The sequence below is a fragment of the Paraburkholderia sp. genome, assembly GCF_036488505.1.
GTDB lineage: Bacteria > Pseudomonadota > Gammaproteobacteria > Burkholderiales > Burkholderiaceae > Paraburkholderia.
This window is the reverse complement of the sequence record NZ_DASXHN010000522.1, coordinates 1-16,779: the sequence shown is the minus strand read 5'-3', so window position 1 is coordinate 16,779 and position 16,779 is coordinate 1. Positions and strand designations below refer to the sequence as shown.

Annotated in this window: 13 protein-coding genes; 10 read left to right on the top strand and 3 right to left on the bottom strand. The window is 62.8% G+C overall.

What is annotated here, in order from left to right; genetic code table 11:
• The first annotated feature begins 260 nt into the window (after positions 1-260).
• The 3 genes from VGH68_RS29715 to VGH68_RS29705 all read left to right on the top strand — a co-directional run bounded on the left by VGH68_RS29715 (position 261) and on the right by VGH68_RS29705 (position 4,264).
• Positions 261-1,220, top strand: coding sequence for an SDR family oxidoreductase (locus VGH68_RS29715; protein WP_331607323.1), 960 nt, complete (start codon positions 261-263; stop codon positions 1,218-1,220).
• A 129-nt stretch (positions 1,221-1,349) separates the two neighbouring features.
• Positions 1,350-2,387, top strand: a complete 1,038-nt coding sequence (locus VGH68_RS29710; RefSeq protein WP_331607322.1) for a glycosyltransferase family 4 protein — start codon at positions 1,350-1,352, stop codon at positions 2,385-2,387.
• A complete protein-coding gene (locus VGH68_RS29705; protein ID WP_331607321.1) occupies positions 2,384-4,264 on the top strand; it encodes a nucleoside-diphosphate sugar epimerase/dehydratase in 1,881 nt (626 codons plus the stop codon). Before VGH68_RS29710 ends, VGH68_RS29705 begins: the two co-directional genes overlap by 4 nt.
• A gap of 71 nt (positions 4,265-4,335) precedes the next feature.
• Here VGH68_RS29705 and VGH68_RS29700 read toward each other — a convergent pair whose 3' ends face one another.
• Complete coding sequence (locus VGH68_RS29700; protein WP_331607324.1) at positions 4,336-5,028, bottom strand: phosphatase PAP2 family protein; 693 nt, start codon at positions 5,026-5,028, stop codon at positions 4,336-4,338.
• A gap of 312 nt (positions 5,029-5,340) precedes the next feature.
• On the bottom strand, positions 5,341-6,441 hold the full coding sequence (locus VGH68_RS29695) for a glycosyltransferase (protein WP_331607320.1): 1,101 nt from the start codon (positions 6,439-6,441) through the stop codon (positions 5,341-5,343).
• A 402-nt stretch (positions 6,442-6,843) separates the two neighbouring features.
• On the opposite strand from VGH68_RS29695, the gene VGH68_RS29690 reads away from it, so the two are divergent.
• The 6 genes from VGH68_RS29690 to VGH68_RS29665 all read left to right on the top strand — a co-directional run bounded on the left by VGH68_RS29690 (position 6,844) and on the right by VGH68_RS29665 (position 13,688).
• Positions 6,844-8,409, top strand: coding sequence for a methyl-accepting chemotaxis protein (locus VGH68_RS29690; protein WP_331607319.1), 1,566 nt, complete (start codon positions 6,844-6,846; stop codon positions 8,407-8,409).
• Between the two features lie 1,012 nt (positions 8,410-9,421).
• Positions 9,422-10,558 (top strand): DegT/DnrJ/EryC1/StrS family aminotransferase, encoded by a 1,137-nt coding sequence (locus tag VGH68_RS29685; RefSeq protein ID WP_331607318.1) that lies wholly within the window; start codon positions 9,422-9,424, stop codon positions 10,556-10,558.
• Positions 10,559-10,728: 170 nt separating this feature from the next.
• The gene (locus VGH68_RS29680) at positions 10,729-11,763 is read left to right on the top strand and encodes a dehydrogenase (RefSeq protein ID WP_331607317.1); all 1,035 of its coding nucleotides are present in this window, start codon (positions 10,729-10,731) and stop codon (positions 11,761-11,763) included.
• A complete protein-coding gene (locus tag VGH68_RS29675) occupies positions 11,748-12,347 on the top strand; it encodes a D-sedoheptulose-7-phosphate isomerase (RefSeq protein ID WP_414697010.1) in 600 nt (199 codons plus the stop codon). Before VGH68_RS29680 ends, VGH68_RS29675 begins: the two co-directional genes overlap by 16 nt.
• The gene (locus tag VGH68_RS29670; RefSeq protein ID WP_331607315.1) at positions 12,344-13,081 is read left to right on the top strand and encodes a sugar phosphate nucleotidyltransferase; all 738 of its coding nucleotides are present in this window, start codon (positions 12,344-12,346) and stop codon (positions 13,079-13,081) included. Before VGH68_RS29675 ends, VGH68_RS29670 begins: the two co-directional genes overlap by 4 nt.
• Entirely contained in the window at positions 13,071-13,688 is a 618-nt protein-coding gene (locus VGH68_RS29665) for an HAD family hydrolase (protein ID WP_331607314.1), read from the top strand. Before VGH68_RS29670 ends, VGH68_RS29665 begins: the two co-directional genes overlap by 11 nt.
• Here the strand turns inward: VGH68_RS29665 and VGH68_RS29660 are convergent.
• Positions 13,666-14,754, bottom strand: a complete 1,089-nt coding sequence (locus tag VGH68_RS29660) for a hypothetical protein (protein WP_331607313.1) — start codon at positions 14,752-14,754, stop codon at positions 13,666-13,668. The two genes, VGH68_RS29665 and VGH68_RS29660, sit on opposite strands and share 23 nt — an antisense overlap.
• A 456-nt stretch (positions 14,755-15,210) precedes the next feature.
• Here VGH68_RS29660 and VGH68_RS29655 point away from each other — a divergent pair.
• The coding region (locus VGH68_RS29655; RefSeq protein ID WP_331607312.1) for a GNVR domain-containing protein at positions 15,211-16,779 on the top strand (1,569 nt) is incomplete at its 3' end.

The following is a 16,779-nucleotide window of genomic DNA, read 5'->3' as shown; positions in this document are numbered from 1 at the left end:
GTCCGTTTTATTATCACGGCCCGACGCTTTGCGCCATGCCTCGCGACTCGCGGGCCGCAACGGGTGTTGCCCGAATACAATACGTTCCCAGCCAGACTTCCTGAGAAATCACCGCCAATGCCAGATTGTATCGTGTCCGATCCGCCTTTCCCGCCGATTGCGGCCGCTTCCAGCCGTGCCGGCGATCGTCTGTTCGCGTGGGTCGCACGGCATGGCGCGGGCGACATCGTGCGCCGCGAAGTGCGTGACGGAGCATTGCGATGAGTCTGCAGATCCTCGTGACCGGCGCCAACGGCTTCGTCGGCCAAGCGGTATCGCGCGCGTTGCTGCGGCGGGGCGATCGCGTGATCGGCGTGGTGCGCCGGCCGCAGACGGCCGCCGAGGGTGTGCGCGAATGGCTGCTCGATACCGAAGACTTCGCGGGCATCGACCAGCGCTGGCCGGTCACGCTCAATTGCGATGCGGTGATCCACTTGGCGTCGCGCGTGCACGTGATGCGCGAGACCCTGACCGAGCCACTCGCCGCCTATCGCGCGACCAACGTCGAGGGCAGCTTACGCGTCGCGGCCGCGGCGCGGCGCGCGGGCGCGAGGCGCTTCGTGTTCGTCAGCAGCATCAAAGCGATGGGCGAGGCGAGCACCGGCCAGCCGATCACCGAAACGGACCGGCCCGCGCCATCCGATGCATATGGCATTTCCAAACTCGAAGCCGAGCGCGCGCTGTTCGACTACGGCCGCTCGGCGGGTCTCGAAGTCGTCGTCGTACGGCCGCCGCTGGTCTATGGTCCAGGCGTGCGCGCCAACTTCCTGCAACTGATGAACGCCATCGCCAAAGGCATCCCGTTGCCGCTCGGCGCGGTCAAGGCGCCCCGCAGCCTCGTGTTCGTCGACAACCTCGCCGATGCGCTCGTGCATTGCGCGACCGATCCGCGCGCGGCCGGCGAAACCTTCCATGTGACCGATGGCCGCGATCTCAGCGTGCCCGAACTCGTGCGCGCGCTCGCGATGCAGCTGCATGCGCCGGCGCGGCTCGTGCCCGTGCCGGCCGGTGTGCTGCGGCTGGCCGGCCGCCTGAGCGGACGCTCGGCGCAGATCGACCGGTTGATCGGCGAGCTACGCGTCGACAGTTCGCATATCCGCGAACGCCTCGGCTGGGTGGCGCCGTTTACCGTCGAGCATGGGCTGCTCGAGACCGTCGCCTGGTATCGCGCCACGCATTGAAGTTGAGCTGGAACCCGAGTGAACTCGACCTGAATCCCGCCACATCCCGATCCGAACCTGCGTTGAATCCACGTTGAATGCGCGTTGAATCCGCCAACCCTCCTCGCAGCTAACTCCTGAAACTCATCGATGCCGCCCGCTTCGCATTCCGACTTTTCCATCGTTGCCCTGCTGCCGTGGGGCCTCGCCGCACTCGCCGGGTGCGCCGCGATTCTGTGGGTCCTGCTGCGCAGCGGCCTCGCATGGCGGCTCGCGACCGACATCCCCAACGACCGCTCGCTGCATACCCGCCCGACGCCGCGCGTCGGCGGCTGGGGCATCGTGCCGGTCTCGGTGGTGCTGATCGGGCTGGCGGCGCCGTCGCTGTGGCTGCCCGCGCTGGCCGCCGCGCTGCTCGCCGCACTGTCGCAGATCGACGACCGCCGCGGCTTGCCGGCACGCGTGCGGTTCGGCGGCCATGCGGCGGCGGTGGCGGCGCTCATCGCCGTCTATCCGGCCGACGTCGCCTGGTGGGCGCTCGCGTGCATGGCGGTGCTGCTCGTGTGGCTGGTCAATCTGTACAACTTCATGGACGGCTCCGACGGCCTCGCGGGCGGCATGGCGCTGTTCGGCTTCGGCGGCTATGCGCTGGCCGCGTCGCTCTCGGTCCATGCGGATCTGGCGCTCGCGGCGGCGAGTGTGATCGTCGCGGGCGCGGCGGCGGGTTTTCTGCTGTTCAACTTCCATCCCGCGCGCGTGTTTCTCGGCGATGCCGGCTCGATTCCGCTCGGCTTCCTGGCCGGCGCGCTCGGCTATTGGGGCTGGCGCGAGGGCGTCTGGCCGGTGTGGTTTCCAGCGCTGTGCTTCGCGCCATTTATCGGCGATGCGTCGGTGACGCTGGTTAAGCGGTTGCTGCGCGGTGAAAAATTTTGGCAGGCGCACCGCGAACACTACTATCAAAGACTGGTGCAGTCCGGATTGGGACACGCATCGACCGCGTGGACTTGGTATTTGTTCATGGCGGTGGGCATAATGCTTGCTATTTGCGCGCTACAGTTCTCTCTGATGTATCAATGGCTGACCGTCGCCGGATGGGCAGCCGTGCTGGCCGTTGCAGGGCTGTGCATTGACCGCCGCTGGCGGCGCCATATGTCCCGTTCCGGGCAAACCCGAGGTTCTGCGCAATGAAAACCTTCAAAGCCAGGTGGCTTCCGTTCAGTGCGTTTGCATTCGACCTATGCGCGGTGGCCACGGCCTGGCTGCTGGCCTATGTGATCCGCTTCAACGGGCCGGTGCCCGCGCCGTTCTGGTCGAGCGGGCTGCATGCGCTCGTCTGGGTGCTGGTGATCTACGCGGTCATGTTCCGCGGCTACGGTCTTTATCGCGGCATGTGGGTGTTCGCGAGCCTGCCCGATCTCGTGCGTATCGCGAAGGCGATCGCGGTCGGCGCGCTCGTCGTGATGATCGCGTCGGCGCTGTTGCAGCCGGCGCCGATCGTGCCGCGCTCGGTGCTGATCGTCTCGCCGATGCTGCTGTTCCTGACGATGGGCGGTTCGCGCGCGCTCTATCGCGCGGCCAAGGAGTTCTATCGCTACGGCGGTCTGGTCGGGCAAGGCAAACCGGTGCTGGTGCTCGGCGCGGGCAATGCCGGCGCGAACCTCGTGCGTGAGTTGAAGCGCTCGGGGCAATGGCGCCTCGTCGGCCTGCTCGACGACGATCCGGTCAAACACGGCCGTGAAATCTACGGCTATCGCGTACTCGGCGCTATCAGCGATCTGCAGAAAATCAGCGCCGAACTCAAGGTCGAACACGTGATCATCGCGGTGCCGTCGGCGTCGGTCGAAGCGCACCGGCGTATCGCGACGCTGTGCGTGCGCGCCGGCGTCAGGGCGATGACGCTGCCGGCGCTCACCCAGCTCACGCAAGGCCAGGCGTTTCTGTCGCGGGTTCGCCAGATCGATCTCGAAGATCTGCTCGGCCGCGACCCGGTCACGATCGACACCGATCACGTCGAGGCGCTGCTGAAGAACCGCGTCGTGATGGTGACGGGCGCGGGCGGCTCGATCGGCTCGGAGCTGTGCCGGCAGATCCTGCGCTTCGGCCCGGTGCAGCTGGTCGCGTTCGATGTCTCCGAGTTCTCGATCTATCGGCTCAATGAAGAGTTGCGCGACAAGTATCCGGAAGTGTCGGTCGTGCCGATCATCGGCGACGTGAAGGACTCGCTGCTGCTCGATCAGGTGATGGCGCGCTATTGCCCGCACATCGTGTTTCATGCCGCGGCCTACAAGCACGTGCCGCTGATGGAAGAGATCAACACGTGGCAGGCGGTGCGCAACAACGTGCTCGGCACCTACCGCGTCGCGCGCGCGGCGATCCGCCATGATGTCGCGCACTTCGTGCTGATCTCGACCGACAAGGCCGTCAACCCGACCAACGTGATGGGCGCGAGCAAGCGGCTCGCCGAGATGACGTGCTCGGCGCTGCAGCAGCAGGGCGCGCGGCGTACCCAGTTCGAAACGGTGCGCTTTGGCAACGTGCTCGGCAGCGCCGGCAGCGTCATTCCGAAGTTCCAGGAGCAGATTGCGCGCGGCGGTCCCGTCACGGTCACGCATCCGGACATCACGCGCTTTTTTATGACGATTCCGGAGGCGTCGCAGTTGGTGTTGCAGGCATCGAGCATGGGCCGGGGCGGCGAGATCTTCATTCTCGACATGGGCAAACCGGTGCGGATCGCCGATCTCGCGCACGATCTGATCCGTCTGTACGGCTTCACCGAAGAGCAGATTCGCGTCGTGTTCACGGGCCTGCGGCCGGGCGAAAAGCTCTACGAGGAGTTGCTCGCGGATGACGAAACGACCACTCGCACGCCGCATCCGAAACTGCGCATCGCGCAGGCGCGCGAGGTGCCCGACAGCCTGATCGACAATCTGCTGCCGTGGCTGATGCAGCATCGCGTGCCATCCGACGATGAAGTGCGCCGCGACCTGCGGCGCTGGGTGTCGGAATATCAACCGGCGACGGCGGCCACGCTGCGCAGCGTGACGCCGCTGCCGCGCGCGTCGTAAGCAGCGCAAGCGCCGGCGCGTATCTGGCTTGCGTGGATCGTTAAAGCTCGCATCGGTGCGCAGCGCGCGTTTTATAGATGCTTGAGCAGACCGGCCGCCACCTTGCGCAGTTCGTCGAACTGCGTGACCAGCTCGACGCACAGGATGAAGCCTAGTGTAGCGGCAGGCGCGGGGCGGCGTTCGATCCATCGAAGCAGCGGAGCCGCGTAGCGCACGCGGATCGCGTCGCGGGTCATCAACACGGTGATCGCCACTCCCACCGCGGCACCCACCAGCAAGTCGGTCGGGTAGTGAAAGCCGAGATAGGCGCGCGGCAGGCAAATGAGCAGCAGCGTGTAGAGGATCGCCAGCGTACCGATGCCGCGCCATACGATAAAGATGCCGGTGGCGACCGCCATCCATAGCATCGCGTGGTCGCTCGGGAAAGAACTCCAGTTTGTCAGCGACGCGTCGCTGGCCGAGGTCGTTGCAAACTGCAGATGCAGTTCGGTGTTGAAGATCGGGCGCACTCTGAACGGCAACACGTGCGTCAGCAGCCTTCCGACAAAGAGCGCCAGCAGCCCGCTGGCAAGCGTGGCGAGAACGATTTGCCGCCGCCACTCGATGCGCTGGTGCGGCTGAAACCACATCCACAACAGTACGGGAATAAGGATGAGCCCCTTGAACGAGTACAGGTCGGCGATGACCTCGATCGATTTGGTCACGAACTCACCGAAGTGGATGTGAGACAGATACGTTTCGATGGAGGAATCGAAGCTGTTCATCTTGTTGTCAGTAAACTCTGATAGTGCACCGGAGGTTAACATGACCTCATGGATGCACCGCACCTTTTAGTGTCTGTTTCCGCACGGCATTTTTTACTGCGTTGGTTGCCTGGATGTGATGGGATGGCAATTTCTACTGCCCGCTTTAAATCGGGCTTTCAACGCCACTCGTCTTGTCGGTTTCTATTAAGGTGGCTCGGATTGCGCCGTTAGATCACAGTGCCGCGGGCCCGGCGCGGGCCCGCCGCGCGAAGCGGAAGGCGTCCCAGAGCGGCGCAGCTGCCAACGGGTGTTCGCGCCGGCTGGCGTGGCTTACCGCTTCGTCTTTCTCACCACCATCCAGCGCGGCGACTTGAAGCGCACGATGCGCATGTACAGCCACACATAGGTTGCCGCGAACACCACGACAAAGCAGAACAGATGCAGCGTGTGCCGCCAGAACAGCGTTGCCGGCACTACCGCGATCAGGCACAGCAGCCACAGATACGGCGAGGTCAGCGAGTTGCGGCGCGTAAGTTCGCGTGCGGTGCGCGCGCCGACCGCCCAGCGCATCAGCCGTTTGTAGACCAGCATATGCAGATGCACGCCGTCCGGAATACCCGGCGACATCCCGCGAATAAACTTCTTGCGGTAGATCGAGAAGCATGTCTCGAAGATCGGGTACATGAAAAGCAGCACCGGGTACCACGCGGACACGTCGCGATTGCGCATCACCAGCAGGATCGACAACTCGGCGAGCAGGAAGCCGATGAAGTACGCGCCACCATCGCCGAGAAAGATAAGCCCGGCCGGGAAATTCCAGATGAAGAAGCCGAGCACCGCGCCCATCATCATGAACGACGCGGACAGCACGACCGGATCGGACACCTGGAACGCAACATACGCAAGCGACGCGAACATCATGAACGCGACCATCGACGCGAGGCCGTTAAAGCCGTCGATGATATTGACCGCATTGGCGAGCGCGGCCACCGCGAGCACCGTGACCACGAACGAGATCGCCGCGTACGACAGCAGGAAGTCGAGCGGCGGCACGCTGATGCGCGTGACTGCGATATCGAGCAGGAAGAAGGCGAGCGCGGCGGCGGCCATCGTGCAGATCAGGCGTGCGAGCGGCGACACGCGCTTGGTCAGATCCTCGACGAGGCCCGAGCCGAAGGCCGGCATCCCACACGCGATCAGCCCGAGAATGCTGCCCGACACAGCGGGATACGCGCGATGCAATTGCACCGCGGAGACGATCACCCCGATCAGAATCCCGGCCCCGCCGATGCGCGGCACCGGGTGCGCGTGGAATTTCTGCACGCCGGCCAGATCGGTATCGGTCGAGAACTCTTCATGCAGATGCGCGTAGCGCACGATCAACAGCGTGATCAGCAGAGAAACCAGAAAGCCGAGCGCAAAACTGAGCATGAAAGTGGGCCTGAGCGAAGACGCGGAATTATACAAACGAAACGCATCGCGACCGGCGCGCGGCCGGTGAGCGAAGCTTTCACGCGCGGCTGAGAATATCCCAGATAGTGATGCGAAAACCAGCCGCAAAGCCGCGCCAGTGCTGGCTTCCTATGGATTTCCCCTATGCGGCGCACGCTCGCGACGGCCGTAAACCAGGATGCGGCGAGGTGTAAGTCGCGCGCAACAACCGCTCGGCGTTCATTCATGCGATCCGTGATGCGGTCCGCTGAACGAGCCGCCGAATAAAGCCGCCGAAACGAGCCGCGATTGCCGGTGCTCGGCGATCGGCGGCGAGCGGTTCGCGCGCGCGGCGGCCAACCCAGTGTCGCCGCGGCCAGAGCACGACGTACCGGAGATCCAATGCTAAACAACATCACAATTCGTGGCGGGCTGACGCTGGTCGTCAGCGTATTCGTCGCCTTCCTTCTGACGGTGATCGCGGTCGGTTACGGCGCGCTGAAGCTCGCCAACGACAGCCTGAACGACACCCAGCATAGCGCCGTTGCGCTGTCGCATCTGAAGGCGAGTTCGGAGAAGCTCCTGCAGGTGCAGCTCGCGTTGGGTACTTTCCAGACGCTGTTCAGCGTCGGCAAACAGACCGACGGCATGCTGCCGGCCGCGCACAAGGTGCTGGCCGACTCGAACAACGACTTCCACAATTACATGGCGGGGCCGTTCGAGAACGACGCCGAGCGCAAGCTCGCGCAGAACGTCGCGCAGGCGCGCGCGGCGCTGGTCGACAACGCGCTGGAACCGGAATTCAAGGCGCTCGCCGAGTACGACTTCAACACGTTCCGCAACCTGCAGGGCGACACCGCGAACAGCCTTTATTCAGCCTACTCGAAGGGGATCGACGCGCTCGAAAACGCGCAGATCGATAGCCGGGGCGAACAGGCCGCAACCGGTGCGCGACGTTTCCAGCTCGCGACGCTGCTGTTCGGCGCGATCGCGGTGATCTCGCTGGCGATCGGCGTGGCGGCGCGCGTCGCGTTGTCGGCCGCGCTGATCAAGCCGGTCAACGCGACGGTCCAGCACTTCGAGCGGATGGCGGCCGGCGACCTGAGCGTCGCGATCAAGGTCCGCTCGCGCAACGAAATGGGCCAGTTGCTGGGCGCGCTGACGCGGATGCGCGACGGTCTGGTCGAAACCGTCGCGAAGGTGCGCGGCAGCACGAGCGCGATCACGCAAGGCGCAAATGAGATCGCGGCGGGCAATGCCGATCTGTCGGCGCGTACCGAGCAGCAGGCGGCCGCGCTGCAACAGACCGCCGCGAGCATGGAACAACTGTCGGCGACCGTGAAGCAGAACGCCGACAACGCGAAGCAGGCCAACCGCCTTGCGCACGGCGCGCTCGATACGGTCACGCGCGGCGGCACGGTGGTCTCGCGTGTCACCGAAACGATGGACGGCATCAGCGAGTCGTCGCGCAAGGTGACGGAGATCATCGGCATGATCGAGGGGATCGCGTTTCAGACCAATATTCTCGCGTTGAACGCGGCGGTCGAAGCGGCGCGCGCTGGCGAGCAGGGGCGCGGCTTCGCGGTGGTGGCTTCGGAAGTGCGCAGCCTCGCGCAGCGTTCGGGCTCCGCGGCGAAAGAGATCAAGGAGTTGATCGGCGAATCGGCGGCCAAGGTCGAGCAGGGTGCGTCTCTCGTGTCCGATGCGCAAAAGACGATTCAGGAAGCGATGAAAGCGGTCGAGCGCGTGACCGGCGTCATGAGCGAGATCGAAGCATCGGCGCTCGAACAAAGTGATGGCATCGAGCAGGTCAACAAAGCAGTGTCGCAGATCGACGAGGTCACGCAGCACAACGCGGCGCTCGTCGAGCAGGCGGCGGCCGCCGCGAAATCGCTCGAAGAGCAGGCCATCGTTCTGAAAGAGGCGATCGCCGTGTTCCGGCTGGAAGAGTCGGCGCTGCCGGCTTAGCGCTTCGCGGCCGGGTCGGTAAGTCAGCGTGGCTGCCGGTTGCATCGCGCGCCGGCGGCTAGCTTGGAATCGTGTTCTTCATCATCACGTTGCTTTTGCCATCGGTTTTCGGCCGGCGAGCGCAGCGTACCTTTTGCATCGCGTTGAACGGGCAGCTGTTGTTTGCTCGAGCGGCGCGTTGCACACCTGCTCGAATGTAAAGCGCTCGCAGATACTGGCTCGTGTCCGCGTTGCCGACAAAAGCTCCGGCGGCGTGAGGAACGTCGCCGGTCTGTAGAGTTCCGCGCGCCAATCCGCCAGGTACGTCGCTCTCCACCCTCGGCGCAAACCCGATCTCTCGCTCTGTCACGCAGTGCCCGCTGCCTGACGTGATATGTCTGCCCATTCGCTCGACGGCAGCGATGAACCCCCACATCCCGCTGAGCCCACCCTTCTGCGTCCAGGCGTCATCCGGATACCAAGGCAATCAGGCTCACGCCACGCATTGTCGGAATTTCGCTAAGAAGACCGGCCGTGTCCGGCCATCCCGCATTTGACCCGCACGGCCGTCGTTTCATCCGCGCGCCGATCAGCGCCGCGGCAGTAACAGATGTTGTGTTGTGCAGCGCACGGATCGCGCGGAGAACGAACCTTAATCTACCTACCAACGGCACAGCACGGGCGCTCGCAATGCGTAGCGCTCGGTAGTGACCCGATGCATGCATCGCACTCGTGCTGATTCGGCTCCGGTGTCATGGAGATGGAGCGAGACGAAGCATTAAAGAACTTCTGCATAAGGTTGACCGATCGGTGCAGTCGCATGCCACGTTCGAGCATGCACTCGCGACTGATCTTCCAATCCGCTAGCGCAGGGGCAACAACAATAACTTAAGTCCGTAAGGACAGGGGCGGCACTCGAAGTCCGCAGCGAAGGGACGGCGAGCGTTGACAGTGAGCGGTGATAACGGCGAACAGCCGGCCGCTCAGCATTTTTCCAATCGTTGCTTTTAGCGGTTGATCATAGGAAACAACTATGAACCTCAAATATCCGGTCTACGCTCCGTACCTCAATGGTCGCGAGAAAGCTCTCGTGATGGACTGTCTGGACTCGACATGGATTTCTTCGAAGGGCAAGTACGTGAGCCAGTTCGAGGAATCGTTTGGATCGTGGCTCGGTGCGCAGCACGCGATTACGGTCAGCAATGGCACGGTCGCGCTGCACGTCGCGCTGGCCGCGTTGGGCATTGGCCCCGGCGACGAGGTTCTGGTTCCGACCTTGACCTATATTGCGTCCGCGAATGCGGTGAAGTACACCGGCGCCGATGTGGTTTTCGTCGACAGCGAACCGGCGTACTGGCAGATGGACATCGCGGACGCCGAGCGCAAGATCACCAGCAAAACCAAAGCCATCATGGTCGTGCATCTGTATGGGCAGGCGACCGATATGGACGCGGTGATGGCGCTGGCGAAAAAACACTCGCTATATGTAATCGAAGACTGCGCCGAAGCAATCGGCACCCGTTTTGACGGCGCCCATGTCGGCACGATCGGCGATGTCGGCTGCTTCAGCTTTTTCGGCAACAAGACGATTACGACGGGCGAAGGCGGCATGGTGGTCACCAGCAACGCCGAGCTCGACCGCAAGATCCGGCACCTGAGAAGCCAGGGTGTGAGTAGCGAGCGCGAATACTGGCATGACGCGATCGCCTTCAACTATCGGATGACGAATATCGCCGCGGCGATTGGCTGCGCGCAGATGGAATCCATCGACGATCTGATCGCGAAAAAGCAGCAAATCGCCGAATGGTATCGGCAGGCTCTAGCCGGGCTGCCGGTGCAGGTGCATGCCGTCAATCCGCGCGCGCTGCACAGCTACTGGATGGTCTCGATACTCGTCGATGACGCTGGCGACCGTGACGCATTGCGCGCCGCGCTGCAACGCGACGGTATCGAAACCCGTCCGCTCTTCTATCCGGTTCATCAAATGCCGATGTACGCGGCGCCCGGCCAGCATTTCCCGGTGGCCGACGAAATCGCGAGCCGAGGCATCAACTTGCCGAGCTATCCCGCATTGATGCGCGATGACATCACGTTCATCTGCGAGCGGGTGCGCGAGTTCCTGGTCGGACAGCACGCGAAAGCCGAACCTTTGATGGAAGCAAAAGGTTGAAAAACTGATCACAGGGTCGGGCTTTCGTAACGAAAACGCTGTGCGCTGCGAGACCGGCAGCGCATCGGTGCGGTGCTGCCGGATGGCAGCAGCGTAGTCGCACGCCCGATCCGGTCGGTACGAACCAGGCGGTTTCACATAGCCGCTCTATTGCCGAGGAAGGATAAATCATGACGCACTTTATCGCCCGCTCCCGCGCGCCCCTACGGCTTGGACTGGCTGGAGGTGGAACCGACGTATCGCCTTATTCGGACCGTTTTGGCGGACTGACGCTCAACGTGACGATCGACAGGTTTGCCTACGCGTCGATCGTGCCGCGCGACGACGCGAAGATCGAGCTGACCGCTGCGGACACACAGGTACGCTGGACCGGGGAGATCTCGCCGGAACTCCCGCCTATCAATGGGCTCGGCCTGCATGTCGGCGTCTACAACCGGATCGTCAGGCAATTCAATGGCGGACATCCGCTGGCTGTCTCGATTACGACCCATTCCGAGGCGCCTCCGGGATCCGGACTGGGTTCTTCGTCGACCGTGGTGGTTGCGCTCGTGCAGGCGTTTTGCGAGCTGCTGTCGCTGCCGCTCGGCGAATACGATGTCGCGAAACTCGCTCACGACATCGAGCGGATCGATCTTGCGCTCGCGGGCGGCAAGCAGGACCAGTACGCGGCAACCTTCGGCGGCCTGAACTTCATGGAGTTTTATGGCGACAAGGTCATCGTCAATCCGCTGCGGATCAAACAGGATACGAAGGCCGAGCTGGAAGCGTCGCTGGTGCTGTTTTATACCGGCGTGTCGCGTGAATCGGCCAAGATCATCAAGGAGCAAAGCAACAACGTGGTCGAAAACCAGACCGATCCGCTTGCCGCTCTTCACGAGGTCAAGGCCGAGGCGACCAGAATGAAGGAGGCCGTGTTGCGTGCCGATTTCGCTGGCATTGCCGCGTCGATGAGCGATTCGTGGGAAGCGAAAAAACGCATGGCCAAAGGTATTTCCAATCCGTCGATCGACGAGTTGTGGCGGATCGCCACTAACGCCGGCGCGAAAGCCGGCAAGGTGTCGGGCGCCGGAGGCGGGGGCTTCATGATGTTCTTCGTCGACCCGATCGATCGCCCGGCCGTGACACGCGCGCTTGGCAGCCGCGATGGTCAGGTCATGTCCTGCACGTTCACCGAGAACGGTGCCCAATCATGGAGAATATCGTGAGCATTTCCGTCATCGATGAAATCGAGAAGACCGTTGAGGTTCTGAGCGCGCTGGCCAGGAGTCCGCACGTGATCAAGCAGGTCGAAGCGCTGGCCCAGGAGATCACGACGCGGCTAGGCCAGGGCAAGAAGATCTTGCTCGCCGGCAACGGCGGCAGTGCGGCAGACGCGCAGCATATTGCGGGTGAATTCGTCAGCCGCTTCAATTTCGATCGGCCGGGACTCGCGGCGTTTGCGCTGACCGTCGATACGTCGGTGATGACCGCGATCGGCAATGACTACGGCTATGAAAAGCTGTTCGCGCGGCAGATCGAAGCCGTTGGCCGCCCCGGAGATGTGTTCTGGGCGTACTCGACGTCGGGCCGCTCGCCGAACATTCTGCGCGCGCTCGAGGTGGCCAAGGAACGCGATATGTTCACGGTAGGTTTCACGGGCAGCCATGAAGAGGGCGCGGCCAGAATGCGTGCGCTGACCGATCTGTGTATCGAGATTCCGTCGACGTCCACGCCGAAGATTCAGGAAGGCCATCTGGTCTGCGGCCATATCGTCTGCGGTATCGTCGAACAGAACATCTTCGGATCATGAGCAGGATGCTTCCATGCCTGATCCTGGCGGGCGGTCTCGGCACGCGATTGCGGCCGGTCCTCGGCGACGGTCTTCCGAAAGCGATGGCGAGTGTCGGTGGTCAGCCGTTTCTCGCATGGATGCTGCGTTGGCTGGAGCAGCAGCGGGTGACGGACGTCGTGCTGTCGCTAGGCTATGGATGCGGCGAAATCATCGGCTGGCTGCAACGGCAATCGCTCGCGCTATCCGTGACTGTGATCGAAGAAGATGAGCCGCTCGGTACCGGCGGCGCGATCGTGCATGCGCTGCGCAGCTATGGTGCACCGCGGATGATCGTGATGAACGGCGACACGATTACGAATCTGGATTTGTGCGGTTTCGCCGGCTTTTTCGACGCGGCGGGTGCGGAGCTTGCGATCGCGGCCACCAGCGTGCCCGATGCGTCACGGTATGGAACGCTCGAATTCGATGCCGGCTCGAAGCGCCTGATCGCGTTCGAAGAAAAGCGGCCCGTGCCGGCGCCGGGTTTCATCAATGCCGGCGTCTATGCGCTGGATGCAGCGCGCCTGCTCGAATTCGACTTGCCCAAACGCTTTTCGTTTGAAGACGATTTCCTGCGCCGCCACGTGGACTCTCTCGACATACGGGTCTTTCCGGACATCACCGAATTCATCGATATCGGTATTCCGTCGGACTACGCGCGCGCCCAGCAGGTGGTGCCGCTGATGTGTGAACAATCCGCCCATGACTCGTAAAGCGCTATTTCTCGATCGCGACGGCGTCGTCAATGTCGATATCGGCTATTTGCACACGTCGCACGAATGCGTGTTCAACGAAGACATTTTCGAACTTGTGAGAGCGGCGAATCACGCTGGCTATCTGGTGGTTCTCGTCACGAACCAGGCGGGCATCGGGCGCGGCTATTTCACGGTCGATCAGTTCCAGGCGTTCACCGCCTGGATGCTCGGCGAATTCGAGGCCAGGCACGCGCGAATCGACCGGGTCTATTACTGCCCGCACCATCCGGAGTTCGGGCTGGGCGCGTACCGGCAGGCCTGCGCTTGCCGCAAGCCGCAGCCGGGGATGTTGGAACAGGCGCGCGTGGACTTCGATCTGGACATGGAAAGCTCGCTGATGGTCGGCGACAAGCCGTCCGATCTGCACGCCGCGGCGCGAGCCGGCGTCGCGCACCGCTTTCTGCTGGCACCGGCAGGTGAGTACGAGCTGGAGTTGAGCGCGTCGCTCGGCACGCGCATCGACGGGCTGCCGGAACTACTCGACTGGTTCGGGCAGGACCCGTCGCGCGAGCCGCGGCGCCAGCCCGACGCCGCGAACGAAGTCATTTCGGCCGCTCGACCGTGATCGGTGCAGACACGACGTTCTTGAAGAATGGTTTGCCGACCGCCTTCAGATAGAGCCTGCCCGCAACGCCTGCCGGTAGCGTGATCGCGGCGCTCGCCGGCGGGTAGCGGTTGATCAGCCGATATTCGCCTTCGGGCAACGACTGATACAGCTCGAGGTGATCGACTGTCTCGGCGTGTGACAGTTTGACGGCGAGCGTGTTGCCGGACGGATGCGCCTGCAGCGTCGCGCAGTTGTCGATCCCGGATTCGAGCGCCGTGCCTTCCTCGTAGTCGTTCCAGGTGATCAGCTGGACGAACGGCAACTGGCGGGTTGCGCTGTAGTTCTGGTTGATCAGATCGAAGGTCTGCAGCCAGGTATCGCCGCAAGCTTGCGGCATGTAGTGCTTCTGGTTCGGTTTCGCCCAGGCGGCCAGTAGATCGTCGAAGCCCTTGAAAACGCCGCCGGTGGCGATTTTGGTCGGCTCCGTGCGCGCGTATCGATAGAACTCCTTTAGCTCGGCCAGGTCCGCGACGCCGGTCTTGCGGGCCGCGAAGCCGGGGGCGATCCACACGAAAGCGCCTGCGCTGTCGTCCCGATCGAAGCCCTGTTTATGGATGTGAACCCACGATATCTCCGGGTGCGCCGCCTGAATGCGCGACCAGTCGACCTTGCCGGACCAGTCGAGGCCGAATTCGTACACCACGGGATGGCCGTCGTACCTCAGGTATTGCGGGGAGGAAAAGTAGCTGCGCGACAGATAGTCGAGTTGGGAAAGGACCGTTTGGGTGACGTCGCAGCCCTTGCAATGATTGAAGTTGTAAGTCCCGGCGTCGACCATGATCGAAAACGACATAGCGGGGAATTTCGCCAGTTCCGGCATCGATTTGCGCCACGCGACATCGATGGGCTCGGGCTGGCCATTCGCATCGTGCTCACCGTACCAGTCGACGATCACGCCATCGATACCGCGCGCCTGCATGTCCTTGAACGTGCGGAACGCCTGCGCCGGATCGTCCGACCGATAGCCGACCGTGACGCCGCGCGATTGGGGAGCGAACCACCACGGCAAATAATGCGCGAGCACCTTGGTCGTATGCCCCGGGTAAAGCAGCGTATGGATATTGACATCGGAAACCGAGGTCGACCCGCCAAGATTACCGTTTCGTGTGGCCGCAAAGGTATGACTTGCCGATGTATTAGGAGGCGCCAGATTACGAACCGGAGCTTCACCTTTTGCAGTGAGGGGTAGCGCACTGAAACAGAGGGTTAACGCGGGCAGTATCCATTTGACTGTGGTCATAACCGATAGTGTGGCTAGAAAGTCTGCATTCTATGAGTTATTCGGGGGCGTTGGCATTCCAATCCAATAGGGTTTCTTTACCGTCAGCTTTATCTTCCGGACGCATAGACACGCAAGCCCTGGTGTCGCGAGCGCCGCCACGCGGTCGCCGCCCGACGCCAGAAGAGCGTTTTCAATAATCGGAGTTTGCATATGCGCAACGATGTCGGTCACGGGCCAAGCCCCGCTATTGTTCAGGATGTGTCGACATTCTCAGTGTTCGACGTGCTGGAAAACGTTCTCAATTATCGCTATCTGTTTTTGAGCGTGCTTTTGTCGGGACTTCTGCTTGGATGCGCGTATGTGTTGTTGGCCTCGCCGATGTATTCGGCGAACGCATTAATTCAGATCGAGGACAAAAAGAGCAGTGCGTTGGGCTCCTTGTCCACCGTGTCGCGCGCTTTGGATGTGAATGGCTCGCCGATTCTCGGCGAGATCGACGTCGCGCGTTCACGGACTGTCGTCACGCAGGCCGTCGAAGCGGCGGCTGCGCAGACGAGCGTCACGGTCAAGAACACATTCCCGTTGGTGGGCCGCTGGCTCGGGACGGTGCTGCCGCGCGATCCAGATGGACTCGCCAGCGCGCCGTTCGGCCTGACGCATTGGGCATGGGGCGGTGAAAACCTGAAGATCGGCTCATTCGATGTTCCCGCGACCCAGAAAGGCAAGCCGCACACGCTCATGTACGAAGGCGACGGCCAATGGACGCTGTTGGACCGCACCGGTAACGAGGTGTTGAAGGGCAAGGTCGGCGAACTCGCCGTCTCGGGCGATTACCGGCTTCTGCTGGCGTCGGTGAGCGCGCGCCCGGGCACCGAATTCAGCCTCGTGCGCCATGAGACGCAGGCCACGGTCGACCTCATCATCAGGAAGCTGAATGTCGCCGAGACCAAGCGGGAATCGGGCGTCTTCGAGGTCGAATACAGCGACAGCAGCCCGTTCTATGCCGCACGCCTCGTCAACGCGATTGCCAACGCGTATCTGAAGAGCAACGATACCCGCCGCGCCCAGGACTCCGAACGCAGTCTGACCTTCCTGAACTCGCAGATCCCGACGGTGCGCGCGCGGCTGCAAAAAGCGGAAGACGCGCTCAACGCGTTTCGGCTGCGTGAAGGCAGCATCGATGTCGGCGGCGAAATCAAGGGCTTGCTGGACCAGTCCGCGGCGATCGAAAAGGCCAAGCTGGACACTAACCTGACTTACCAGGAGCTGCGCTCCAAGTACCAGCTCGGCCAGCCGCCTCTCGATGCCGTGCTGGGAAAGCTCAAGGAACTGGACGCCGCATCGCATAAGCTGTCCGAGCGCATCGGTCAGTTGCCCGGCTTGCAGCAGGAATTGCTGCGGCTCTCGCGTGAGGTCGAAGTCGAGAACCAGCTATATATCGGCTTGATGAACAACGCGCAACAGCTGCAGATTGCGACCGCAAGCAGTGGCGGTAACGCGTCGATCGTCGACTACGCGGAGGTAGCGGAAAAGCCGAGCCGTCCGAATGCGATCCTCGCGCTGCTGCTGGGCGGTGCGGCAGGCGGGCTGTTCGGCTTCATCGCTGTGCAGGTCAAAGCGCTCGGCGCGGGCCGGATCCGCGATCCGAAGCGGCTCGAAGCGGTCGTCGGTATCGATACGCTCGGTGTGCTGCCGATTTCGTCGGCCCAGCAGATAGCGGCGGCCAAGCCGGAACATACATTCCTGATCAGCGCGGAGGAAACCGAAACGCCGATCATCGAAGCGATGGAAAGCCTCGCGCTGGCGGTGCAATGCTCGCTGGCCGAA